Annotated in this window: 18 protein-coding genes, 11 tRNA genes and 3 pseudogenes; 5 read left to right on the forward strand and 27 right to left on the reverse strand. The window is 34.2% G+C overall.

What is annotated here, in order from left to right:
• Positions 1–195: 195 nt before the first annotated feature.
• The 10 genes and pseudogenes from JCM19034_RS19455 to JCM19034_RS19500 all read right to left on the reverse strand — a co-directional run bounded on the left by JCM19034_RS19455 (position 196) and on the right by JCM19034_RS19500 (position 11,818).
• Positions 196–645 (reverse strand): site-specific integrase, encoded by a 450-nt coding sequence (locus JCM19034_RS19455; protein WP_062052431.1) that lies wholly within the window; start codon positions 643–645, stop codon positions 196–198.
• 449 nt (positions 646–1,094) lie between these two features.
• The gene (locus JCM19034_RS19460; RefSeq protein WP_062052433.1) at positions 1,095–2,846 is read right to left on the reverse strand and encodes a lipopolysaccharide assembly protein LapB; all 1,752 of its coding nucleotides are present in this window, start codon (positions 2,844–2,846) and stop codon (positions 1,095–1,097) included.
• Positions 2,821–3,246: a hypothetical protein gene (locus tag JCM19034_RS19465; protein ID WP_062052435.1), complete on the reverse strand. Its 426-nt coding sequence runs from the start codon at positions 3,244–3,246 to the stop codon at positions 2,821–2,823. Before JCM19034_RS19465 ends, JCM19034_RS19460 begins: the two co-directional genes overlap by 26 nt.
• A 122-nt stretch (positions 3,247–3,368) precedes the next feature.
• Positions 3,369–4,262 carry a DUF4435 domain-containing protein gene (locus tag JCM19034_RS19470; protein WP_062052437.1) on the reverse strand — a complete coding sequence of 298 codons (894 nt, stop codon included), beginning with the start codon at positions 4,260–4,262 and terminating at the stop codon, positions 3,369–3,371.
• Positions 4,262–5,173, reverse strand: coding sequence for an AAA family ATPase (locus JCM19034_RS19475; RefSeq protein ID WP_062052439.1), 912 nt, complete (start codon positions 5,171–5,173; stop codon positions 4,262–4,264). Before JCM19034_RS19475 ends, JCM19034_RS19470 begins: the two co-directional genes overlap by 1 nt.
• Before the next feature lie 53 nt (positions 5,174–5,226).
• Positions 5,227–5,691, reverse strand: coding sequence for an AAA family ATPase (locus JCM19034_RS19480; protein ID WP_062052441.1), 465 nt, complete (start codon positions 5,689–5,691; stop codon positions 5,227–5,229).
• Between the two features lie 140 nt (positions 5,692–5,831).
• A pseudogene (locus tag JCM19034_RS19485) lies at positions 5,832–8,988 on the reverse strand (type I restriction endonuclease subunit R).
• Positions 8,989–9,011: 23 nt separating this feature from the next.
• Positions 9,012–9,926 (reverse strand): restriction endonuclease subunit S, encoded by a 915-nt coding sequence (locus tag JCM19034_RS19490; protein WP_082394273.1) that lies wholly within the window; start codon positions 9,924–9,926, stop codon positions 9,012–9,014.
• 107 nt (positions 9,927–10,033) lie between these two features.
• Positions 10,034–10,237, reverse strand: coding sequence for a hypothetical protein (locus JCM19034_RS23695; protein WP_082394275.1), 204 nt, complete (start codon positions 10,235–10,237; stop codon positions 10,034–10,036).
• Positions 10,227–11,818 (reverse strand): annotated as a pseudogene (locus tag JCM19034_RS19500) (type I restriction-modification system subunit M). The gene JCM19034_RS23695 and the pseudogene JCM19034_RS19500 overlap by 11 nt, the downstream one beginning before the upstream one ends.
• A gap of 663 nt (positions 11,819–12,481) precedes the next feature.
• On the opposite strand from JCM19034_RS19500, the gene JCM19034_RS19505 reads away from it, so the two are divergent.
• Positions 12,482–12,946 carry a hypothetical protein gene (locus JCM19034_RS19505; RefSeq protein ID WP_156324074.1) on the forward strand — a complete coding sequence of 155 codons (465 nt, stop codon included), beginning with the start codon at positions 12,482–12,484 and terminating at the stop codon, positions 12,944–12,946.
• Between the two features lie 358 nt (positions 12,947–13,304).
• Here the strand turns inward: JCM19034_RS19505 and JCM19034_RS19510 are convergent, their stop codons facing one another.
• A complete protein-coding gene (locus tag JCM19034_RS19510; protein WP_062052445.1) occupies positions 13,305–14,612 on the reverse strand; it encodes an SIR2 family protein in 1,308 nt (435 codons plus the stop codon).
• A gap of 122 nt (positions 14,613–14,734) precedes the next feature.
• On the opposite strand from JCM19034_RS19510, the gene JCM19034_RS19515 reads away from it, so the two are divergent.
• A complete protein-coding gene (locus JCM19034_RS19515; protein ID WP_062052447.1) occupies positions 14,735–15,022 on the forward strand; it encodes a hypothetical protein in 288 nt (95 codons plus the stop codon).
• A 1,362-nt stretch (positions 15,023–16,384) separates the two neighbouring features.
• Here the strand turns inward: JCM19034_RS19515 and JCM19034_RS19530 are convergent.
• The 5 genes from JCM19034_RS19530 to JCM19034_RS19550 form a co-directional block, all read right to left on the reverse strand.
• Entirely contained in the window at positions 16,385–16,807 is a 423-nt protein-coding gene (locus JCM19034_RS19530) for a hypothetical protein (protein WP_062052453.1), read from the reverse strand.
• Between the two features lie 28 nt (positions 16,808–16,835).
• Complete coding sequence (locus JCM19034_RS19535; RefSeq protein ID WP_062052455.1) at positions 16,836–17,900, reverse strand: hypothetical protein; 1,065 nt, start codon at positions 17,898–17,900, stop codon at positions 16,836–16,838.
• Between the two features lie 175 nt (positions 17,901–18,075).
• Positions 18,076–18,426 (reverse strand): helix-turn-helix domain-containing protein, encoded by a 351-nt coding sequence (locus JCM19034_RS19540; protein ID WP_062052457.1) that lies wholly within the window; start codon positions 18,424–18,426, stop codon positions 18,076–18,078.
• A gap of 323 nt (positions 18,427–18,749) precedes the next feature.
• Positions 18,750–19,049: a helix-turn-helix transcriptional regulator gene (locus JCM19034_RS19545; RefSeq protein WP_062052459.1), complete on the reverse strand. Its 300-nt coding sequence runs from the start codon at positions 19,047–19,049 to the stop codon at positions 18,750–18,752.
• Between the two features lie 595 nt (positions 19,050–19,644).
• Entirely contained in the window at positions 19,645–20,094 is a 450-nt protein-coding gene (locus JCM19034_RS19550) for a DUF1385 domain-containing protein (protein WP_062052461.1), read from the reverse strand.
• Positions 20,095–21,295: 1,201 nt separating this feature from the next.
• On the opposite strand from JCM19034_RS19550, the pseudogene JCM19034_RS19560 reads away from it, so the two are divergent.
• The 3 genes and pseudogenes from JCM19034_RS19560 to JCM19034_RS21340 all read left to right on the forward strand — a co-directional run bounded on the left by JCM19034_RS19560 (position 21,296) and on the right by JCM19034_RS21340 (position 22,818).
• A pseudogene (locus JCM19034_RS19560) lies at positions 21,296–21,615 on the forward strand (DUF771 domain-containing protein).
• Between the two features lie 94 nt (positions 21,616–21,709).
• Complete coding sequence (locus JCM19034_RS21335) at positions 21,710–22,399, forward strand: Arm DNA-binding domain-containing protein (protein ID WP_082394279.1); 690 nt, start codon at positions 21,710–21,712, stop codon at positions 22,397–22,399.
• A 74-nt stretch (positions 22,400–22,473) separates the two neighbouring features.
• Entirely contained in the window at positions 22,474–22,818 is a 345-nt protein-coding gene (locus JCM19034_RS21340; RefSeq protein ID WP_231687056.1) for a tyrosine-type recombinase/integrase, read from the forward strand.
• A gap of 148 nt (positions 22,819–22,966) precedes the next feature.
• Here JCM19034_RS21340 and JCM19034_RS19570 read toward each other — a convergent pair.
• The 11 genes from JCM19034_RS19570 to JCM19034_RS19620 all read right to left on the reverse strand — a co-directional run bounded on the left by JCM19034_RS19570 (position 22,967) and on the right by JCM19034_RS19620 (position 24,008).
• A tRNA-Leu gene (locus JCM19034_RS19570) sits at positions 22,967–23,048 on the reverse strand.
• Positions 23,049–23,090: 42 nt separating this feature from the next.
• Positions 23,091–23,166: transfer RNA gene (locus JCM19034_RS19575), tRNA-Arg, on the reverse strand.
• A gap of 3 nt (positions 23,167–23,169) precedes the next feature.
• Positions 23,170–23,258 (reverse strand) — tRNA-Leu (locus tag JCM19034_RS19580).
• A gap of 20 nt (positions 23,259–23,278) precedes the next feature.
• Positions 23,279–23,351: transfer RNA gene (locus JCM19034_RS19585), tRNA-Cys, on the reverse strand.
• Positions 23,352–23,370: 19 nt separating this feature from the next.
• Positions 23,371–23,445, reverse strand: a tRNA-Gly gene (locus JCM19034_RS19590).
• 4 nt (positions 23,446–23,449) lie between these two features.
• A tRNA-Gln gene (locus JCM19034_RS19595) sits at positions 23,450–23,524 on the reverse strand.
• Positions 23,525–23,528: 4 nt separating this feature from the next.
• Positions 23,529–23,604: transfer RNA gene (locus tag JCM19034_RS19600), tRNA-His, on the reverse strand.
• Between the two features lie 24 nt (positions 23,605–23,628).
• A tRNA-Trp gene (locus JCM19034_RS19605) sits at positions 23,629–23,702 on the reverse strand.
• A 3-nt stretch (positions 23,703–23,705) separates the two neighbouring features.
• A tRNA-Tyr gene (locus tag JCM19034_RS19610) sits at positions 23,706–23,790 on the reverse strand.
• A 66-nt stretch (positions 23,791–23,856) separates the two neighbouring features.
• Positions 23,857–23,929, reverse strand: a tRNA-Thr gene (locus JCM19034_RS19615).
• Between the two features lie 5 nt (positions 23,930–23,934).
• Positions 23,935–24,008, reverse strand: a tRNA-Phe gene (locus JCM19034_RS19620).
• Positions 24,009–24,013: the final 5 nt, after the last annotated feature.

A 24,013-nucleotide genomic window follows, 5' to 3' on the forward strand; every position in this document is an offset into this window, starting at 1 on the left:
CTGTTAGTGGTACAGACGGAGAACCTTAAATTAACTCTCTAACAACCTTCCGCGACTCTTCTCCACATCTGTCACATCCACAAAAAACAATCAAACCTTGGTCTCATACAAAAGTACGTGAATGGTTAAATTTTGTTATAGAAATGATATTCTCACAGTACTATTGCAATAGATGATTACCATAAATGGAATTTATTATATGGAACGGTCGGGTTGTCGAAGGAATGCGTGAATTTGTTCACTGCTAAATGTTTGAATAATCCTTCGCTTTTGACGAACAAGTTTCACGTTGGTCATTGGATTATTTAAAATAAAAGCCTCTTTTTCTAAGTAGTTGAAGAAGGAACGCAACGCACGAAGTGTTGCATTGATTGTCGTTTCTTTTCGGTTATCGTCCATCATGCGAAGAATGACTTGTTCTAGAATAAAGCCGCTTGTCATTTCGGAAGGATTTGTCGTGAGGTCATTTTGTTCGAAATACTTCAACGTTTTATATAATTCGTTTTTGCAATATTTGATTGTGTGTTCGGATAGATTTCGGATTTTACAATCTCGAATAAAAATATGAATATACATTTCGAAGGATTGTTCCTGCGAAGATTTTTGAAGTTCAATTTCGTTGATTTTGTTTCTACGACGTGACATATTGCCGCACCCCTTTTGTTAGATTTACGGCAATTCGAAACTTATTTCAATGAACGCAGCCAATGAACGGATACAATGAACGCTTCAATGACCGTTCGAGTTCGTTTTATTCGTTTCGCACTATTATAAACGAATAATGCGAAGCGATTTAAACACAAAAAAGACGCTTTCCTATTAGGAAAACGTCTATAAACCAATGGTTTTCAAGTACCGGTGGTCGGGGTCGAAATAGGTCTAAAAGTATTGATAAATTAAGGTTTTATGGTGTTGTCGTGTAAAATATGTGTAAATTAAACCTAGTAAGAGGCTGTCCTCAAAAGGTCAATGAATAAACCTTTTTGACTTTTTGACAGATTTCTATATAATGCGATTAAGAGAGCGAAGTATTAGTAATCAATGATTAAGAGAACACAGATTTTGATAGTACAAATGATACATCTATAATCTATTTAAATTGGCAATTTAACGTCCCTAACATAATTCCCCCGAGGATAGTATGCACTTTTTATAATTTTTATACATCGTACTTCGAATTTTATCTGAACCTGTTGTTTTGTTTGTCCACACTCTAATATTAAAACAGCTTCTTCAAATCCTGTTGGATTTTCTACTTTGCTACAAAACTTAAAATAGTTCTCTCCCCCCTTATTAAACCAACCTGTAATTATTGCATTTCCTACTTGAATTCGGACATGAATGGCATTATTAAGTTCTTCAACAAGTACTGAGGTTGCCAAATGTTTACTGATATACTCTTTGAAACTCCACCGATCGTTTCCCCTTTTATCAGTGAAGTAGTAGTCTTTATTCAAACCTGCATTGTCTTGTAATGACATTAAATTAATCATTTTTTCGAATTCTTTATTGTAACGGTATACCTTTATTATAGAAGGTATGTATTCGTAACCATTTTCAATTTTAGTTTGTTCTTGTTCTTTAAAAAAGTCCATTGTCATTTCCAGAAATGGATCGACCGTACAACCAATTGCAATTTTGCTATCCTCCCCTTTTATAAGTAAGTATTGACGTATTGAAGTGCGAATGATAAAATCTTCTCCTGACTTTGTACACTCTACGAGCTGAGTATTGTTCCAAGAACTATCAAATATCACTAGCTCTTCACCTTCTTTAATCTTATCGTTATAATCATTAAACAGTAAATCAAGCAGCCAAATGTTTAAATATTTAAATGCCCGTTCATCGTTCATACTAAGAAGACACAAAGAGATTTCCTTTAATACCTCGGTTGAGTCTTTTTCATTTGGAAAATGATAATTAAGATATTTTTGAAAATACTCATAGGCATCATTGTTCATCCCGTAGTATCTTAAAATCTTACCTTTTTTAAGATAAGCACTATAATTTTTAGGATTCACCTCAATTAATTGATCAAGATATTCAATGGCCTCATGGTTCGGTACTAACGAGCTTATACCTAGCAGTACCCCCTCGTTCATAGGCTGTTTTAATTGACAAAAACGATAATGTCTCAAACTTGCATCATATTTGCCAACCAGATTATAAAGTTTTGCAAGAATAAAGTTAACTTCAAAAGTATTGTCATTTGAAAGAGCATCTTTTAAACTGTCAATAGCACTAATATATTTTTGCTCTTCCATAAAAACAAGTCCCTTAAAATAATGCGCATAATACAGACACGCATTCTGTTGTATTATACGATTACATTCTTCCATCAAATTATCAATTTTTCTTAATGCATAAAGCAACCATAGATAATAATACATAAAAGTATCTTCATACATATAAATTTCACATGCCAACTTAAGAGCATCATCTAAATTTCCAGTTTCGATATAGAGCTTTATTAAATTGAGTTTATCTGAAAAAATACTTTTTTCAGATATGTCCTTCTTTAATGCCAATAAAATAGAATCTTTTGAATCGTTAAAGTAGATGACACTTTGTTGGATGTCATGATTCATAATTTCTCGTTTTGGACAACTAACAGCGAGTTCTTCAATCTCCTTTCTATTAAGAGAACCACGTTGAGGGCGCATGTGTAACGAGATATTCGTAATAAATTTATTAAACAAATCCTCAATATCAATAACCCAGTTATTTGATTCTGACCACCTATACATATGAAACTTTATAGTTTCTTCAATTTGCGCATCCGGTATCTCCTCAAATTCGCATTTATGAAAAGTATCTGAATCAAATCCATTTTTGGAGAAGTCCATTAAATTCTTCTACAATATCGTTTTTTTCTTGCTCTCTTCGGAAAGTTTTATTCACATTACATATATTCTTGTATTTCTTTAACAAACTATTGAATTTTTGATCATATTTTGACGATACAACAACATGTTTAACATATTTGCTTTTTGTGTTATCAGCTTTAAATTCTAATATTCCTCTTATTTGTGCAGTTGTAAGTTGTGTATTTTTAACCTGCACATACTTCTCATGGGTATCCATTATGAGCGTAAAATCATCATCTGTTTCAAAAGTAATTTCTTTAAAAGAATTACTATTAATATGAATAAAAATATATAAGAGACTAACCAAATCCTGATAGGCTGAACCATATGCTTGTACAGCTCCACCAGTTTTATTTCGGCTAAAATAATTTCCTTCCATATATTTCATCCTCTTAACCATTATTTTTTTATAAAAGTATATATAAATAGGCTATAAAACACTTCTAAAAGCAATCATTTTCTCATTTTCTGTTCACACTAATAAAACATCTCAATATATCATTAAACAGTAACTTTTTCATCGTCTTTTTCTCTTAATATAGTATAGCCAACATTAACCACTTGCCAATCTACCAACAATCCATAAAGGTTTGTATTAAAAAAATACTCACGTTCATATGTCATTCGTAGAGCCCCTTCCATGGAACCCCTTGTTAGAAAACAACTATTATACGCCCCAAATACCTCTTTAAATCCAATACACAAAATCTCCGTTAAATCATGGCCACGACACACCTGCCATAAATCATGCTCATCACTCATTAGCTCTAATACTTTATTCTTGAAATCATTAATATCTGAAATACTATGGTTGTTTGAAATTGACAAGATATAATTAAAAGCTTCATCAAAATTAATTTCTAAATGCGGTTTTGAAACTAAGCTAGTATAATCAATATCACTAAATTTAAGATTTGCTCCATATTTTAATGAAGTTAAAAGAATATAACCTATTATCTTTGCACTATTTAAGAGAGCACTCTTTAAGGGTATAAGTGAATGACTTGAGAAAACTTTATTATATGCATTCCAATCAGCATACTCAAATAGGACATTTTCAAGAGCAGGGGAGTTAATCAACATTGTTTCTAAATCATGTGAATCTGTTAATAAAATATTTGGGTTATCAAACGACTCGCCATTTATACGCATAAAATCCGCATCAACAATTCCTAAACTCCCTTTAAACCCTCGAAGATAATATAATTGTATGATTTCCACTACATTATCCTTGTTTCCTGCAATCTTAATTTCACAATTATCCCTATCAATAAACTTTTCATAATAACGTGGGTCAGTAACTCCTTCGACAATTAGAAACGAATTATTTACACCTGCTGACCTAGCCATACACATTGAGTTAACATGTCTGATTGGAGGAATTTTATTTCTCATTATATCTCCTCTCCTAAAGGCACAGTTAAATCCCATCTATTAGAAATAATATCTGGAGAGTGGGTAGCGATCAACATTTTTAACCCTGTTATTTTTGCTATTTCTAAGACATCTTCTAAGAATTTTTGTTGCCATGTTATATGCAATGAAAGTTCCGGCTCATCTATTACTACAAGTGATCCAGTAGTAGTCCTAAAAAGGAGTTCATATAACATGACAATCTCATGTTGTTCTCCTGAAGATAAATTCTCTAAAGGTATTTCCCCTCCGTTTGGTAATAAAATACAGTACCCTTTTTCTTTATCGACAAAAACTTTCTTCCTTGAGCTAACTAATCTCTTATTAAGGATATTAACAAATAAATTTAGTCTTGATTCCATACTTACAAGCTCTTCTAATTTACCTTCTGTATCTTCTATATAAAGCTCTAAAACGTTCCTTGTATGAACATCTAATCTCCGACTAGGATTTATCGTCTCACCTAGCGGAACGTTCATCGATGTATCTCTAGCACTGTCTAATAAACTAACTTTTGCGAGGCTGAGTCTTCTTTCTTCGAGTCTACTTAGTCGCTCTATTATCTCGCTTTCAGAAGGGACTATTTCTTCATTAAAACTTAACATCCTGTTTATAAGTCTATTTGGAAATGTTCTTTCAAGTTCTTGAGATACTCTTGCAAATGCTGCTAATTTCCTTTCAATTTCCCTCTTTAATTCTTGTGAGTTTATGAGCACTGCTGGAGTTAAGGCTCCTTTAAAATCATCCATATAATCATTTAAAACCCTGCCTACACTATGTAATCGATTAGCACCTATAAAATGTACATGAAAAGAATTATGTATATTTACTAACCAATTTGGTAGATTTGGAGGATTAATTAAGTGGCCAAAGTTCTCTTCAATATCATCCAAACTATATATTTGTCCGTCCCGAGTATCTCTCCAAACTCCTCGAACAACACGTCTTAAAAATGAAGCTTATCATCTATATCTAGCGCTCTAATTCTTCTAGAAGGTTTTAAAGTCCTGGAGTAATATTCTAAGATTTCCCCTTTGCTATTTTTTAAATAATAAAAGATTTTCGACTCTTCATTTTCATCCTTCACCTTTAATTCTTTATTGTTATCCTGTAGTCCCTCATTATTTATCTCCTTTTCCCTACTATCCATAATTGAACCTTCAAATATTTTAGGATGTTTAGTGATCTCCAAAATACTACCATTGTCAAAACCTAATTCAAGCCTATCAAAGGTGGTCTTATTTAATTCTGTTACCTCACTTCCAAGTGCTTCCTTTGTTAGTCTTAATAATGTTGTTTTTCCAACTCCGTTTAAACCATAGATTATTGTAATGCCCTCTTCACTAAATAATTGAACTCTATGGTCATACTGTCCAAATAAATTATTTATTACTATTTCAGTTAGGTTCATTCTTTCCCTTCCTTTTACTTTATTTTACTATCACTAGCAATCATTCTAATTTCCATAACTCCTCATTAGATTAGATAGGTTTATTTAAGCTAGGTTATCAGTAAATTGGACTTTTTTGGGTGAATGCAATTAATAAAACTTTACCTCAACTCATCATTCAAAGGCACAATAACTTTATCCAACGTCCTTCTCCACTGACGCTTCATCTCCGGCCCATATTTCAAAGGTTTTGCATCAGGATGTACCGCTTTATACTTATCAAACTGTTTGCTATTAATAATTCCTCCGATATTCGGAATAGGCTCTGTTCCTATCACATATTGAATAGCAGATGAATGCAGCTCTCCTTCTTCCACGAACCAAGTATTTGCAAATTCTTCAATTGCTTTATTAAGCTCTTTTGTGAAGAAGCGTCTTTTCACAACAAAAATATCTTCTTCTGAGTCTATTTCTTTTTCATCAATAGCGTCTAATATGGAGTGGTATACTTCTTTAACAATTTCTGCTTTCTTCAACTTTTGAAGTGCTTTTTCAATTTCTTCACGGATGTTTTTATTATTTGCTGAGTATGTTCCTAAAAGTTGGTCAATATAGGTTGAGTCAATATCATAAATTTTTATCGCATTTTCTCCATAGAATTCAATATCAGAGAAATCAGGATCTGGCCCCTCATCGTCCCCTTCATCGATTAATGAACCCTTTACTGTGTTGTAGACACCTATATACTCCTCTAAAGTCTTTACCTGCTCTTGAAGTGTTTTTGACATCTCCATATCATCGTTATAATCATCATACGTAACTAAAGCTTCAAAGGATTTGTTTAACTCTTGGAAAGCTTTCACAAATTCAATTCGAGTTTCGAGTGAAGAGTGCTCATCAATCTCGGTTGGATTGGGTACGAGTGTTTTTAATGTTTTATGTGCCTTTTGAAGCGTTTCTTCGATTCCTCATAGGTTGGATATACAAGAGTAGATTCCTCTTGTTCTTCAGAATATAACTTCGTTGCATCCTTTACATTTTGCTCCATTGTCGCAGGTTTTCGGAATGTTACAATCAATCCCTTTGTTTTTCCTGGATACGTACGATTCGTTCGTGAAAAGGCTTGAATCAAATTGGCATAGCTTAAATTCCGGTCTACAAACAAGGTTTGAATCGTTGGTGCATCAAATCCTGTCAGTAATCGATCTACGACGATTACAAGGTCAATTTGTTTTCCAAACTCTTTGAATTCTGCTTTTTTACGAGCCAAACGATTGTTGATGTCACCATTATAACGTTCTATATCTTCAATCGACCAGGCAGTATGATAATAATCATTATAGTCCTTTATAATCTTTTTCATTTCATCTTGATTTTGGTTGGAATCTTCATCATTTTCTTGTAAGGAATATGTGATCGCAATTCTTGGAAAATCCGGATCTTCAATCGTACGACCTGTTCGGATAGGGTGTCCCGCAAATTCTTTTGCCAACCAATCCAAGTCTTTTGTCATTTCCTTGATTGCATGATAATAACGTTTCGCCATATCAATGGAACTTGTTGTTAAAATGGCAGCTTTTTGTGGACGCCCATTTTGGAAATCGAATTTAACATAAGCATTATCTGGTCGGAATATTTTATGAATGACCTTTTGAATATGGTCATTACGTTCATAAGTAGATGGTTCAAGATAGGTTTCCTTTTCTTTCCCATCCATTTGGTCAATCATTTCGTTAATTTCATCGTCACTTAAATTTGAATACTTTTCATTCTGTCGTAACTGTTGAAAAATATGATTATATAATGATGTTGTTTCAATCGTATCTTCGTGCTCGACTTGGAATCCCAAAACTGCCCCATCATCTAGGGCATTCTTAATCGTATATGTGTGTAGTACATCTCCATATTGGTCACGAGTGGTACGAGCTAAACGACCTTTAGCTTGTTTTTTATTTTCATTAAATATTGGCGTTCCTGTAAATCCAAACCAAGTTGAATTCGGGAAAAATGATTTAATTTCTTCCATTCCTTCTGCACTTAATGCACGGTGGCACTCATCTACGACAAAGACAATATGTTGGCCAACCAGCTTTTTAAAGCGTTGGGTTCCTTTTTGTTCCTCTTGCTTTTGTGCATAACGCAAAGCAGCGTCTAACTTTTGACGAGTAGTAATAATTACTGTATTCGAGTTAGCGTCAGAAAGAAGAGTATCACTCAGCTCTTTCGCACTACCTGTTCCAACAATTAAACTATTTGACTTGGCATTACCAGAAGAAATACCCGTATTAAACTCGGAAGCAAATTTAGTAAACTCTGTCGTTGTTTGATTATCCAAGTCTTTACGATCGATCAACATAATTGTACGATCCACACCTGGTTTACGAGCCAATAGCTTTGTAGAAACAAAACTAGTTAACGTTTTACCTGAGCCAGTGGCGTGCCAAACATAACCGGATTGATGTTTAGAAGCAGAAGTAAACAAAGCTTCAATCGCATGAATTTGGTATGGGTGTAGAACCATTAAAGCTTTATTATCTTGCTCTTCACTTACAATCGTATAATTGGCTATCAAGCGATGTGCGTCTGGAATATTTAACACTTGTTTCACAAACTCATAGAGATTGTCTACTTTACGGTTGTCTGTAGTTCGCCAACTAAAAACAAACTTCTTATGCATGTCTTTCGGCAGCGCATTTGCAAAATAGCGAGTCGTTTGTTCGTTTGAAATAACAAATAACTGAAGAGTAGAAAAGATATTATTTCGAAACATCCCTTCCTCTGCGTACTTCTTGATTTGATTATAGGCTTGGAATACGCCGTCTTTAGCGCTTACTTGTTTTAATTCAATTTGAACGATTGGTAACCCATTGATTAAGAGAGTCACGTCAAACCGGCGATCACGTCCATCTAGGTTAGTCTTTTGTTTCGCAATCTGATGAACAACTTCATAAGTAGAGATTCCCCCACCAATATCTTGGTTAGAATACAACAATAACGACATTGAACCTAGGGAGACATCCTCACGTTCAATCGTAATCCGAGCAATCCCATTTTCCCCTTTGAGCCATCTTGCAGCATCAAAAGGGTCTGTGTCTTAGATAATAATTCTGTTTTAATCGTGTCAAATTCTTTATCAGTAATGGGGATTTCGCCAATTTCAGATAAGTTGTTTTGAGTAATTATTTTACGCAAGTTGTTCCAAAGGTCTCCTTCTGACTTTATGTCTGGACGATAATTCCACTGATTATAGCCTTCTCCTAATACTTCGATTAGTCGACGTTCCACTTCGGCTTCATCGTTATGTAGTATCTTCGTCATGATTATCCCCCCTCTACTTTCACTTAAACAAACATCTTTTGTAGGAATGCTTTTTTCGTTTTTTTCAAGGCATCTAATTCACTTTGTTTAAGCTCGATGGTGTCGTCTAGTTTTTTGAAAAAGTTGCCAATTCGGATTTGTTCTTCTTTAGATGGAATCAATATTTCTTGATCTCTTACTAGTTCTGAATTTAAGTTTACTTGACTACCTGGTTGTCCATATTTTTGCCATTTAGGACGAAACATTTCTAACCATTGAAACATGTATTCTTGTTCGAATAATGGATTAAGAAAGATTAAAAAACCATCATGAACACCAGTTTTCACATAATTAACTACTGGTTTTCCAACTGTAGCTGCGATACTTAATAATATATGAGGTTCAGTTAAAACTCGTGTTTTTTCTTGCCCTGCTTCGGAAATTCTTTGTTTTAAATAATATATTCTTCCATCTTGTTCAGTAACATCTGCTATTCTAAGCCAGCCAATATCAGAAGAATCATCAAACCATTTTGGGTCTTGAATTGGTCTTGGAGAAGCTCCTCTTACTATTGTAGCTAAATCTCCTAACCTACTCTGTTCCCAATCTCCAATAAATCCTGGGAAACGAATCTCTGGCACGGACTCCCCTTCTTTTGGAAACATTTTTTGCAAGAATCCCTGTTTTGTTTGTTTGAGGGTGATTAGTTCTTGCTGATGAAGAGCGATATTGTTGTCTAGTTGTTCGAAAAAGTTACCGATTTTAGATTGTTCTTCAATTGAAGGGGTTGGAATAGGCATTTCACTAAATATAGAATCTTTGATAGCAAACCTGTCTGATCGTGCACCGGAATCTCCATTCAATTTCATGAATATATGCCATCTATCGGATGAGAAGTATTTTTCTAAATATGTTTTATCTACGTCATGTGTACGAAATACATAATAAAGTGGCGACATTACGCCAGTTCTTCCTAACTTATTTCGCTTAATTGGACCTACTGGAGCAAGATTAGAAATCCTCGGGTTGTAAACAAAATCATCTGGATGAACGACATAATAACTATCTAAATTCTTTTCGTTTGAAATATCCTTATCAAAAAATCACGTTGATTGATGATTCCAAACTCAGCTGAATTCGTCAGAGTTTCAGAATAAATATTATTTTTATTCTTCTCAGTTACTTTTTCTGAAATCTCGCCCAACCTACGTAGTTCCCAATCTCCAGTAAATCCATTAAATCGAATGTCTGGTGTACGTTTATTTTCCACGATTAAACACCTCTAATGCACCTTTAATCCAATCAGCATTTTCTTCATCATATTGTAACGAAGAAATCATGTCATACAGGCTCGATTCTAATTCAACTTTCTCTTTCCGAATCTCTTTAATGGTTGAGCCAATTGCAGCCATATCAACAGGCTCTTCTTCCTCAAATGTATCTACATAACGAGGGATATTCAAATTGAAATCATTTTCTTTGATTTCCTCAAAGGTAGCAGCATGAGCATATTTCTCAACATTTTCCCGTTTTTTATACGTTTCGACAATCTTATCAATGTTTTCCTTAGAAAGTTTATTTTGATTCTTCCCTTTTATAAACTCCTTACTTGCGTCAATAAATAAAACATCACGAGTGCTACGATTTTTCTTTAAGATGATAACTATTGTCGGAATCGATGTCCCGAAGAATAAGTTTGCTGGCATCCCAATCACAGCATCAATACTGCCATCCTCTAATAATTTCTTACGAATGATACCTTCTGCAGCCCCACGGAACAATACTCCATGTGGAAGGACGATGGCCATTGTTCCTGAGTCTTTTAAATGATAGAATCCATGTAAAAGAAAAGCAAAGTCTGCTTTTGATTTTGGCGCTAGTTTCCCGTAGCGATTGAAACGAGAATCATCTAAGAATGTATCATCTGCAGACCATTTTGCAGAATATGGTGGATTCATCAGAACCGAATCAAAGGTATAAGCTCGTCTGTCGGCCAATCTTTATTCAATGTATCCCCATTATTTAACCGCATATCTTCTTTTTTAACACCATGCAAAATTAAGTTCATTTTCGCTAGGTTATACGTCGTTGTGTTTAGTTCTTGCCCATGATATTTTACGCTTTCTGGGTGTTTGATGTAATTCCGAATATTCAACATTAATGAACCCGATCCCATTGTAGGGTCATACACGCTAAACAGCTTTTTGTCCTCTTGCCCAATTGCAGCAATACGGGCCATCATGACTGACACTTGATGAGGCGTATAGAATTCACCAGCTTTTTTGCCGGCTTCTGACGCAAATTGACCTATTAGGAACTCATAAGCATCTCCAATTACATCGCCATCGTGACCTATCACATCAACATCATTTAATTTCTTTAATACTTCTGTGATTGTAATGTTCCGCTGTTGGTCATCTGAACCTAATTTTTTTGATTTCAAATCTACATCATCAAACAGTCCACTGAATTGATCATAATTTGTAGACAAATCGATAAATGCTTTATTTAAGTCATTCAACTGAAACGTGTTTTGTTTAGCTTGCTTCGTTAATACATTGAACAAATAATCAGGTTCAATATGATAGCCTAATGTATCAACTAATGTTTCTATTAAGTCATCTTTTACATCTGTATCTGCCATTAAATCTGTATATAATTGAGTTTGTTTTTCTTGTGTGTCGTATTCCTCTAGCGATTCATCTGCCTCTTCTACTACTTTGACTAAGACGTTATCAGATAAGTACTTATAAAAGATTAATCCTAATAAGTAGTCTTTATATTCTGAAGCATCCATTTTGCTTCGTAAATTGTCAGCAGCACTAAATAATTTTGTGTTTAAATCTGCCATGTGTTGTTCCTCACTTTTTGATTATTTTTCTATGCAAAGATGTACTTCTTGTAACAGCTTCTTACTTTACTAAAGCATCGGTTAGCATTTCAAGGGAGAAGCTTGTCCTCTCACCGTTAGTTCCAATTACTTCGGAGCGTAAATCCAACATGTCAAAAGTCACTAGAGTACATCGGTAAAACAACTCTTCTAGCATTGGTAATGTGACCTTTTCATGAGTTGTTTTACTTTATTATACCATTATACCTTCATACTTGAATTTTACATTACAAAATCTTTTGTTTCTCCGACACTCTTTAGTAATGGAACGAAATAGGTTATTCCATGCGTAATAATCAAGTTAAAAAGAGGAACTCCAACTAAAATTTTTGTCAATTTAAATATTTTTAAATTAAGTAAAAAGAATTAAACAACTTCCGAAATATGTATTTTAAACTTGTTAAATCTAGTATTTCTATTCATTTTCTCTTTGAAAAGTTGTTGCTATGTCTTGCAAAGCTTTTCAACAGCATTTTTGAAAATATTTGACTATGCAATTTCCGGTAGTGTTTACTGTTTCCATAATACAATTTTAGGAGGTTCTTAAATGAATATAACTAATAAAACAATGACCTATGAAAAGATGCTATCTTGGACTCGCACACGTTTCTCGAAACTTATAGATTGGTAGAAGAAGATGCAGGAGAAGAATGTATAGCAACTTTTATATATTCTAAATTACATATTAGAAGCTCAGAAAATGAGGTCATAATTTGCTTTACAGAAGTGATTAACGAGATCGCTATTACAGGAGTATGTTTTAAGAATCATAGGAAGGGCTACTTAACTCGTTTAATTTCTTTACTAAAAGATTACGGTAGAGCAAATAATTACAAGGTAATAAAACTAGAGAGTTGCAATGAAAAAGCAGCTAACTATGCTAAAAAACATGGGTTTATCCAAGCACTATATGAATACGATTATTATGCACCAGTTATCGAAGGTACAAAACTTCCTAACCTTATCTACTATAATTCTGCAATTACAGTCATGAACGAATATGCATCTAAATTTAATCTCAATCATCGTGAGGTTTGGGATGTTTTTGAGGAATCTATTAAAATGGGAAGAAATGAAAACAATAACTAATACCTATAAAAGTGGGCAATCGAGTGCTCACTTCTATTTAGCTTACAAACTACCTTACTTGATACAATTCCACTGTTTACAGTCACTAGAATGTACCCCCTCCCATGGTTTTACCGCCAACATAGAGAATTTAATATGAATGCCAGTATCGCATTCGACTGTAAAACTATTGAATAGTATGGTTCCTGCCCCCCACTGCTTTATAGCATTATAGCCACTGGGTAGAAAGCTTTTTTCTTCTAATCATTAACAATTGGATAGGATATTTCTTGTCCATTAATATTAATTACATACGGCTCCATGTCTTTTACTTTTATAAGTAGATTAACCATATCAATCGAATATCTACTAACTCCGTTCATATAACATGGTAGTTGTTATTACTTGCTCTTAAGTCTACACCAGTTTTAATCCGAATTTCCTCAATTAGAGAATAAGCATAAGACCAGTATGAACGTGGACTATCAAATACCCGTTGGCTAAGTTGGCTTGCAGTTAAACAAAATTGAGATGCCAATTGGTTAGGGTCATTTATGTGAGCAAATGTTAACATTGACCTTGCCCCTTCAACTGCATTATCCGGTGCGGTAGTGAATGAATTTAAGAAATTGTCTCTGTCTGTAAAATAGCGTAAGCTTGCAATGTCAACTTCGAGGTCGGTAATGGTATCACTTTTAACTACGTTGTACACTGTTTCTTCAATTTGCTTTAGAAACTCTATATCAACAGAATCTTGGTACAAAGCTTTATAGAATTGTTCATAAGTATGCAATTTAATGTAATTTACTCTAACTGACTCACCATTTCCGACAGAGATAGGCTTTTCACTCGGTGGTGCTTCATCAGGGTTAATCCGCTCCCTACTCCAATCTATAAACCACATGTTCTCAATCATTGGCTCAATATCAGCATCAATAATTTGTTTTACATTGTACAAAATGGTTTTTATATTTGCATCACTTAAACTATAACCAATGAAAACTATTGGGTGTTCCATAAAATATGTGAATAGCTTTGCTATTAAATAAATTTGTTTTTTGTGGAAGTTATTATAATCTTCTTGTTCAATCACGATACTATCACAGTCTTCAACTGAACCATGAATCTTCAAAATATGACCAATATCAGTTGATTTCTTCTGGCTAATAACTTGTTGACCAACTATTGCTGCGTATTTAGGAAACAACGTCTCTAACAAAGTATCATAGTTGGTTGTAATTATAGCTTGCGGATTTAACTTTTTTATCAATTCGAGCTCTTCGGCTAATTCATGCATATCGTCATCAAATTGTTCCATGAGATCAATTAGTATACTTGCAATTTTATATTTTAAATGAATACTTCTTGAGGCAGACTCAAAAAGAAATGGAGGAAACATTTCATCATTCCCATAATTTTTCCAAGCGTATGTTCGGTAGTAATCAACTAATTCGGAAGCAATCTCTGCATAGTCTCCATTATGCTCTTGAATAAAATATTGCATTGGCATTTCAATTTCTGGATTCTCATTAATTAACTCGCTTAGTAAGCCACCCCAAGTTGGTGAATTGATGTATCTTTGGGAAAAACCAGAACCAATAAAAAATATCGGTCTACTTTTCATATTTGAAATATATTGTTTTAGGTAATCCAATGAATTACTTAAATATAAATCATAGTTTGACATACGCCTTCCCTCCATTATAATTTATATTAAATTCATTCTATCATTTATACCGACTTTGTACTACAAATTATGGAAGGGAACTGTAAATAAGTGTCGAATATTGATTACATGGAGGTGAAATTATGAGCAGAGGTTTAGAATTCCCAACTTTATTGATAAATCATTTAATTGACAAAGGTACTAATGAAGCAATCAGTTTGGTTGAAGAAAAATGCTTAAACAGAACGCTATTTACTTATTTAGGTGAGAAGTACGATATACCTGATTTAACCGACTTCGCAAAAAAGTCAGAAACTGAAGAATACCTTGAAGAATGGTTTAACACTTACAATGGCAGTGATTACAGACGAAAATTCTATGTGGAAAGCAACGGATTAAATTTACTCATCGCAGCATTAATATTTTCATAATCACCAAGCGTGCCAGCTGAAATCAGTTGGCTTTTTCTTTTGTAGTGAATACCAAGACAAAGATCCGCCATTGATAAATACGGTCTTTCTAAAATTGATTAAGGTGCAGAAGAAGAAGCTGATTAAATCAAACAGTACCAAATAACTAGTATTTTTATGAAATATCTAACCCTTTAATTCCCCTAGTGCACAGTAAGAGTCTGAGTCTAATGCATTGCAATAGTAAACAGCTTGTCATTCGATGGTTTAGACAATATAAGAGCTAGGCTGTAACCAAAACCTCCTTAACTGTTATAATTTTATATTATCACCTCGCAAACTTAACATGTATTATAAACATATTTTCTATGAAATTCTTTCCTAGAAGAAAAAAATAATAAAAATTTTTCTGCCCCTACTAGGTTTAACTTTTTATTCTTCCATAAAAAAAACGAGCCCCGGGTATATCATTCTTGAGAGGACAATAACATTACACTCTAGCTTAAAGGCATACTTAATCCCTTCGGTTAAACCCCCCCTTCGGACAAAATATCCCACCACATAACTTTCCTTTGATGATCAGAAACAGCTATTAGAAACATCAATACCTTCCCCTCATACTTTCTCTTGATATGTTGTACATCCACTATTCTAACTTTTCTCTCTATACCAACACGAAAGGAGTCCTTTGAGTCTATCTATCCCATAATCATATCAAATGTCTAAGAAATAGCATGATTAAAACTCTAACAATTGGAAGGATGAATGTATATTTGTCATTTTTGTCGCTCTAACACTACAGAAGCTTTTGTAGGTTCAAAAGACGAAGCCAAGGTCCACTCATGTTTTACCTGCTTCATCGAAACACTGAAGACTTTTGAGTTTGATGGAGAGTTCGTTTACTATCCACTGTTTGGCATTCGAGACATTAAAGCCGAAGATTCGGTTGCATATTATGATATAGAAGGTAATGAAATTGCAAGAGTATACCTAAAGCCCCTTTGAAGAAGGATTTTTAAGTTTTTTGAAAGAAGATATTCTTGAGGAAACATCTCTAACACCTGAGTATATTAAATTAGTCATTAAACCATTCGATATTCGTTTAAAGGAAGAGTCAAGATAAGGAAGTGTGACTTGTTTACCCATAAAAAATAAGGGGAATATCATTCCCCTTTTAAACAAGTTGGTAGTTTCGTGGATACATATCCTTAGTTCAAGAAATTATACATTGTAGCTCCTCCTGGTCATATATTTGGTTCTCCAATAGATAAGGAATTAGTATAGAAGCTTGGTATTTATTGATCTCGTCTATACTGACTCGAAGTTTTTTCTTACTTAGCGTTTTCTCGATAAGTTTTATCTGTTTGACAGATGGCTTATCATTCATCCATGATGTTTTACGGTTGAGTACCATGCTTTTTTAGCCTCTCTTATTAATTCTAAAGCTGTCCGTTTATTAGACTTATAATAAAAAGGGATTTCTTCAAATAACCGTGTATCAAATTGATAGTCAGGCGTCCCAAATTGCTTCTTACTATATGCAAAAGGAGTACGGAGATCAATATATATGGCAATATCTTTCACAAACTTTTTCTTGTCTACTTGTATAAGAGTATCGTTTAATTCATTCATAAGAGCCCAATACTCGTAACAACTCTCAGCTGCTTTTTTGCGGTCGAACCCTTTCAAATACGCTTTTGGGGCCTTGCGTTGCTCCAAAATGGGGTATATTACAAATGCCTGCAACCAACGACTTACAAGCCTTTTTACATTCATCTGCTCACTTTCTATTAAATAATCAAACATTTCTATCAACCCTTTCTTCTATCATTTTTTATTCCTCTGACAAGTTCCAGTCTATTGTTTTAATTGGATTGGGGATAAAGTTGATTCCCCAGTCCTTTGGGATGGTTACAGGATTCATCCCTATTTCCTTACAAGCATTTTCATAGTTCCTAAATGTGTTCAGGCTCCCTTTAACGGCAGTTTTTAAGGAACCGACTGTTTTGCCAGCAACGAATTGCTCCCTCGCTTTAGACACGCTTTTAGCTTGAGCAATTAGCCGTAACCACATTTTGATATTTACTTTCTTTTTAGTACTCCATTCAGTCGCCTCTACAATTTTGAATGCTTCACTTAGTGAATAATAGTCCGCTCGCCCCACTACTTTTTCATAGTAGTAACGTATTATCCACTCAGCTATATCTGTTCGTAAGTAGTCATACAAATTACTTTTACTAGGTAATTCAAACTTCTCACGTAAATGTTTTAACTTATTGAAATTCAAACACTGCACTTCAATTCGAAAAATGTTATGTGCTTCTTCTATAAGATGAGAATTATATGAATTGGCATTTACCTTTTTTGAAATATGATCCAACTTGTCATAAAAGTTCAATATTACACTCTTAGCAACCCTGTAGGAGCTACCAGGCTTGTTGATAATATCTTTGTAGCGATATGGGTCCTTTCCTTGCTTAGATAATGCTACACACTCCTTTACGTACTCAGAAGTTAGATTTTTGGTGAAATCTATTCTTGAGACAAACCATCGGTCTGATCGTGACAATGTGCTTGATACAATTTTAATGGCTTCGTCTAAAGCTGTTCTCAGCTCTTTTACAGAGTCATATGAACAATCAAACACTTCAATCGTACTTCTACCAATTATAAGACTCTGTGGTTCTACTCTAAGGTAGATCCTGTAGCACTCGTCAGTGACATAAGAAATATCTGCTGAAATTAACCCTGGTATGCTTACAGGAAGTTTCAACTCGCCCTTCTCCCTCTTTAAATCCTTAATGATCTCGGGTACTTCATAATGCTCGTAGTATCCTGTAAGAAGTTTAATTGCCTTCTTCTCATCTATTTTATTGTTAAGTTCAAATGTATGTATCACGAGACATCACTCCTATTCATATAAATCAGGAAAAGGGTACTATCGCTGCAACCATTGATACATCAGCAATAACACCCTTTAAAGTAGTTGTTGTTTTGTGCGTCATGATGTAATTCTTTTTCTTTACCTTATTTTCTTACTTTATTCAGTGCTTTTTTAAAAATTTTCTCATTAATTAAAAACTTATCGAATGTAACTCTTGTTCCAATTTTAATAAGTTTTGTTCCCAATTATTCACTATTCCTGGATGTCCTTTTAGAAAACCGTATAAAAGTTGTAGCTTTTCTGGTATACAGTCAACCTCAATTTGTATGGTATGAATAGGATTGCTTGATTCAAAAAAATACGTATAAGGCCTATCAAAAATCATCATTAACTTGATTAATTGTTCTGCTTTAACTTTTGTTTTTCCTTGTTCTAATCTCCAGTATGCCGAGAGATCCATATTCATTGATTTCGCCATATCTTCAAGAGTTAGTTTCTTTTGTCCTCTTGCCTCTCTTAACTTGCAGTGATTAAATTTCATAGCATCAAATCCTTTCATTTGGTTCTAATTGTTTAATTACACAGATTTTTAGCTATATACAAGTTTTTTTTGATAAATGGTAGTTTTATTGCATTCAAGAAATATTACCGTTCATTTACCGTATTTCAACGTCGCCAAGTAATAATGGTACAATGAATTAATAAAGGGATTAAAACCGAGTTATCTCAATCCCTTTATTTTCAATGATATATCGTTCAATTTGCACATTTATAAAAACGTTGGTTTAATCATGTTTCCTTCGTTTTTATAAAATTATAGTTATATACTTGAAAGCACCTAGTTAGATCAATAAATATACTATCTCAATTCTTAATGCCAAAGCTCTCTAGTAACCTTTCAAGCTTTCTACTTGCTTCTATTTTTTCTAATGTTAATTTATATAACTTGGCTAATATCCTAGCATCTTTAACAGGCTCCCCCTTCTCTAATCTCGCCAGTCTTGAGTAGTGAATTCCCGTTTCTCTTGCTACAAATGCTCTTGTTAGTCCTAATTCTTCTCTCCATTTAATAATTTGCCTACCTTCTTCGATCCATAATTTTTTCTCTACCCTGTAAATTTGGTTTCTTAATTCCCAGTAAAACTCTTCTTCGTATTCCTTCATTTAAATTTCCTCCTTAAATTTTTCTACATAAAAAACGCTCAGTTCGTCAATATATAAAAGGTAGAGATACATAGTTGACCATTCTCTACTTATACTTGACGCCTGAGCGTTTTATCTAAAAGTGTATTATATTATCCTATTGTCATTTGTGTGAGTCTATCATAAAGGGTTTAACAAACAAAGTCAATATTTATTATTAAATGCTAAAACATTTAACACATAAGGTCTGATGTCATTGGGCAAGTTACTATCCATGTTAGTTGTTTACATTGATTACTGCGATAGGAAGAGTAATCTGATCATACATGACCACAAAGACCATAAACCGTATTTCAACATAAATGAAAAATCCACTTCTCCCTATATGTAAAATCTATGTACTAAGAATTAACACTTTACTTCAAATAGAAAGAGCATTCTATTGGAGAGAAATGTATCCTTCCAAGGCTGAGACAGATCACTTGAAGTCTCCTGAGCATGCTGCCATATAAAGTGACAATAACTCACCACAAATAACATCTATCTTTGCTAAAAGTGTTCTAATAAAACCGAAAGTGACAGGGTTCTAGTCTTTAAGAGACTTCCTTTTATAAATTCAATCAGTTGGATTGTTCTGTTTAACGTTCCTATAATTTTCTTCTTCTCTAATTAAGGCTTCATATGAAGCCTTAGCTACCTTTAAATGAACGGATGATGGTTTTGATGTAAATAAAACAAATTGAATTATCGCACCAATCCCCAAAAATGGTTTTAGATATTTAGACGGAATTTGAAATACTTCGTACGCCAAACTAAAACTTAAAGCAATTGAAATATAAATATTCATGTCGAAAAAAGAGAATAGTAAATTGAAAAGAAAAACAAAAACAACAATATTAGTACCACATTTTGAATGTACTCTTGAATGCTTCGCTACATCTATTAATTCAATGCTACCATTATATTCAAAAGATAAATCTGTCATATGTTCAGCTGCGTGGTATTTTCCTAGATCGCTCATCTTAATAATCATAGTTGCAAATAACAATGAAATCGATAGTGTCAAAAAAAGTGATTATTAATCATATAATATACAAACTGTAATGAGGAAAAGAATAAGCCACCCGAGTCCGTCTGTGCTGTACGCGTACCTACTAATAGTAGAATATAGAGTGGTAGTAATATTATTACATAAAGCTTCCACTTATCAATTAATGGCTTGACAAACAGAAACAGCCCACGAATTAAAGGTATCTGGTTAATTAAATTATCAATTTTTCTAAGCTGCTTTCTCTTAGAGATTTCAACATGAATGGTTCCATCCCTTTTCCTTAAGGCTACCGATTTAAAATTTTCAGAGAAATAAGTTACACTATTAAACCGACTGTGCCACCTTTTATTAACGACATGACTTCCTCCTCTACATATTAACATATACCTGTTTACACAATTCCCTGTCAGATTAGTTGCTATTCTTTTTTAGTTTTCTCCTCTATTTCAATTGAAGTTATCCTCATATAATAGAGAAAATTTCTCTTAAATTAAAAGTCATTTACAAGTTTAAAGTCAATCTTTGCAATAAAACTTTTCAAACTAAACAACATAAATTAGTGAAAAAGACCTATATTATAACTTTTTAAGATCAACTATAACAATCATCATTTAATGTTCCTTCAAAATATAATGACAACATAATGAATTGGGTTCCTATATTTTCTTATTGACTTTGAACTGCAAAACTTGTAAAGTATATCTACAACTTAATATGTACTGAATACTTACAATAGATAAAACGCGTTAGCATAAGACACTAAGACTTAGACTACTCTCTAAGTCTAGAATTATCAGCAAACGCGTTTTTTGTTTTTCTTTCTTATAAGCTAATCTCATGCACTGACGCCTTACTCTATATAATAGGCAGTTATGGAAAAGGGTGTCACCTATATTAAGCAAAAATTGTTTAGTGAAACTTAGACTTGACCTAGATCCTCTATGGCCATAGTTTTTCTAAGAAAATGTACGATAGTTAAAGTTGGCACACAACAAAGACATACCCGTTTCTACATAATAAACTAATCAGTCGTCTGATGATATGACCTCTTTAAGTTACTCAGTTTTATGTTGTCATGTGGTTAACTTTTTTGTACGAAATATACCTCTAGATAAAGTGTAAAAAGTAATTGATACGGTGAGGATCTACCAATTCAATAATATATTGCACATACTGTTGAAATTATTTCGAGAATAAATTTACGGAGAAATAGTATATGCAACAGTTATCAGTGGATTTAACCATCCAAATCCCATCAGATTTAGTACTTATTTCTAAAATTGAACTTCAAGATCTAAAAAACAACAATTAGTCGGAATCTATTGGACGATGAAGGATCTTGAATCTAGGATGAATCGCAAGCATGAATGGATTAAAGAGCATGTCCTTTACCCCAATAAATTCAGAAAACTTCTTGACGTGGAAAATGGAGGATTTGTATTTTACCCAAAAATTAAAGGACAAACATGGTCCTTTCATGCCCAAAAAATGGCGGAGTTTTTAGATAAAAACTTTCATCAGATCTTTTCTAATTGATATGTCTGATTCAAAAATTAAATAAAACTTGTTAAAATAAGGGGGACCTATTTCGACGGGCCACCCTTTTTAAATGTAAAATGGAGGGAAACTTATGGCCAGCATTCAAAAAAGAGGTAAAACTTATCAATATACTATTAGTCATACTGTTAATGGAAAACCAAAACCCATTAGAAAAGGAGGTTTCCGAACAAAGAAAGAAGCTCAAATAGCTGCGGCAGAAATAGAGTCACAAATGAACAAAGGCATACTTCCTCATCTAACACCAGTTCCAATTGATCAATATTTCGATAGATGGTTTAAGCTTTATAAAACAAATATTAGTGTAACTACACGAAAACACTATGAATATACATCTAATGCTATTAAAGAATATTTTGGTAGCAAACCACTACAAGAGATTACTAAACACGACTACCAGATGTTTATCAACCAGTTCGGTTCTAATAAAGCTAAAGAAACCGTAGAAAAGGTCAACACTCATATACGTGCTTGTATAAAGGATGCTGTAGATGAGCAAATCATTCATCGTGACTTTACAAGAAATGCTGTAATAACTTGGACAGTACCTGCTAAAAAGTCTGCAGAAAAACATCTAGGCTATAAGGAAAGCGAATTGCTACTAAAAGAAATTTGGAAGAAGCTTGATAAAGGATTAGGTTATTCATTACTACTATTAGGGTTAACCTCTGGGATGCGTTTCGGAGAGATGGTTGGACTTACGAGGAAAGACTTTAATTTTGAAAGTAACACGGTCACAATTAATAAAACTTGGGCTATTTAAAACGCCACCCTGAAGGTTTTGGTCCGACAAAAAATGAACAGTCGAATCGCACGATAAAAATGGATGGCCAAACGATGAGACATTTTAAAGAGCTATTTAAAACTACACCGACAAATATACACCAGTTGGTTTTTTACAGCCCTAGTTCCAAATATAAAGTAATAAGTAATACTAATGCAAACAAGCTACTAAAGAAAACATTGCTAGAACTTGGTATAACACCAATATCCATTCATGGCTTACGACACACTCATGCTAGTGTAATCTTGTATAAAAAAGTTTCTATACACTACGTCAGTGAACGACTAGGTCATGGCGATATTGATACCACATTAAAACAATACACCCACGTCATTAAAGAGTTACGCGAGAAAGATGAACTCGGAACAGTTAATACATTTGAGCAAATGGTGGTGTAATTCTTGTGTAAAAAATGTGTAAAACCAGTTCAAAATCAATCGTTTTCTATCGTAAACTCAATTAATATAAAAAGCTCGTAAATCCTTATATATCAAGGCTTACGAGCTAATAATCAGTTATTAAACTTAATGTAAAATATGTAGATGATACCGGTGGTCGGGGTCGAACCGACACTCCAGAAGGAACACGATTTTGAGTCGTGCGCGTCTGCCAATTCCGCCACACCGGCATATACAAATGAAAAAACGATTTAGAAAAATCGTTTAAAGAATGGCGCGCCTGAGAGATTCGAACTCCCGACCTTTTGATTCGTAGTCAAACACTCTATCCAGCTGAGCTAAGGGCGCATATGGTGCCGAGGGCCGGACTTGAACCGGCACGGTAGTCACCTACCGCAGGATTTTAAGTCCTGTGTGTCTGCCAATTCCACCACCCCGGCAAGGCAGAAAATATATAATGTGGAGGCGGCACGGATTCGAACCGGGGGATAAGGGTTTTGCAGACCCGTGCCTTACCACTTGGCTATGCCGCCAATCACTTAATGCAAAAAATGGAGCGGAAGACGAGATTCGAACTCGCGACCCCCACCTTGGCAAGGTGGTGTTCTACCACTGAACTACTTCCGCAAAATGGCTGGGCTAGCAGGATTCGAACCTGCGCATGACGGAATCAAAATCCGTTGCCTTACCGCTTGGCGATAGCCATTATATGGGGCGGCTGATGGGAATCGAACCCACGAATGTCGGAATCACAATCCGATGCGTTAACCACTTCGCCACAACCGCCACAATATTAACCTATACACTAATTGGCAGGGGCAGTAGGAATCGAACCCACACCGGAGGTTTTGGAGACCTCTGTTCTACCGTTAAACTATGCCCCTAAATGGTGGAGGGGGACGGATTCGAACCGCCGAACCCTAAGGGAGCGGATTTACAGTCCGCCGCGTTTAGCCACTTCGCTACCCCTCCAAAACAACAATATCTATAATACACAATTTACTATTATTCGTCAATATAAATTTCAAATAAAGTAAATGCCGGCCAGAGGACTTGAACCCCCAACCTACTGATTACAAGTCAGTTGCTCTACCAATTGAGCTAGACCGGCAAATGATGCTTGGGACGGAATCGAACCGCCGACACATGGATTTTCAGTCCATTGCTCTACCGACTGAGCTACCAAGCCGAATTT

Origin of the sequence: Bacillus sp. JCM 19034 (assembly GCF_001310635.1) — a bacterium.
In the GTDB taxonomy this organism is placed as follows: Bacteria; Bacillota; Bacilli; order Bacillales; family Bacillaceae_D; genus Halalkalibacter.

What these genes read in the sequence shown, in the direction of transcription:
- JCM19034_RS19465 (WP_062052435.1), bottom strand. Translation starts at nt 3,246, where the DNA reads ATGGAAGGAAATTATTTTAGCCGAAATAAAACTGGTGGAGCTGTACAA.
- JCM19034_RS19470 (WP_062052437.1), bottom strand. Translation starts at nt 4,262, where the DNA reads ATGAGAAATAAAATTCCTCCAATCAGACATGTTAACTCAATGTGTATG.
- JCM19034_RS19530 (WP_062052453.1), bottom strand. Translation starts at nt 16,807, where the DNA reads ATGTTTGATTATTTAATAGAAAGTGAGCAGATGAATGTAAAAAGGCTT.
- JCM19034_RS19545 (WP_062052459.1), bottom strand. Translation starts at nt 19,049, where the DNA reads ATGAAGGAATACGAAGAAGAGTTTTACTGGGAATTAAGAAACCAAATT.
- JCM19034_RS21340 (WP_231687056.1), top strand. Translation starts at nt 22,474, where the DNA reads ATGAGACATTTTAAAGAGCTATTTAAAACTACACCGACAAATATACAC.
- JCM19034_RS19510 (WP_062052445.1), bottom strand. Translation starts at nt 14,612, where the DNA reads ATGTCAAACTATGATTTATATTTAAGTAATTCATTGGATTACCTAAAA.
- JCM19034_RS19480 (WP_062052441.1), bottom strand. Translation starts at nt 5,691, where the DNA reads ATGAACCTAACTGAAATAGTAATAAATAATTTATTTGGACAGTATGAC.
- JCM19034_RS19460 (WP_062052433.1), bottom strand. Translation starts at nt 2,846, where the DNA reads ATGGACTTCTCCAAAAATGGATTTGATTCAGATACTTTTCATAAATGC.
- JCM19034_RS21335 (WP_082394279.1), top strand. Translation starts at nt 21,710, where the DNA reads ATGGCCAGCATTCAAAAAAGAGGTAAAACTTATCAATATACTATTAGT.
- JCM19034_RS19540 (WP_062052457.1), bottom strand. Translation starts at nt 18,426, where the DNA reads ATGAAATTTAATCACTGCAAGTTAAGAGAGGCAAGAGGACAAAAGAAA.
- JCM19034_RS19455 (WP_062052431.1), bottom strand. Translation starts at nt 645, where the DNA reads ATGTCACGTCGTAGAAACAAAATCAACGAAATTGAACTTCAAAAATCT.
- JCM19034_RS19515 (WP_062052447.1), top strand. Translation starts at nt 14,735, where the DNA reads ATGAGCAGAGGTTTAGAATTCCCAACTTTATTGATAAATCATTTAATT.
- JCM19034_RS19490 (WP_082394273.1), bottom strand. Translation starts at nt 9,926, where the DNA reads ATGTCGCCACTTTATTATGTATTTCGTACACATGACGTAGATAAAACA.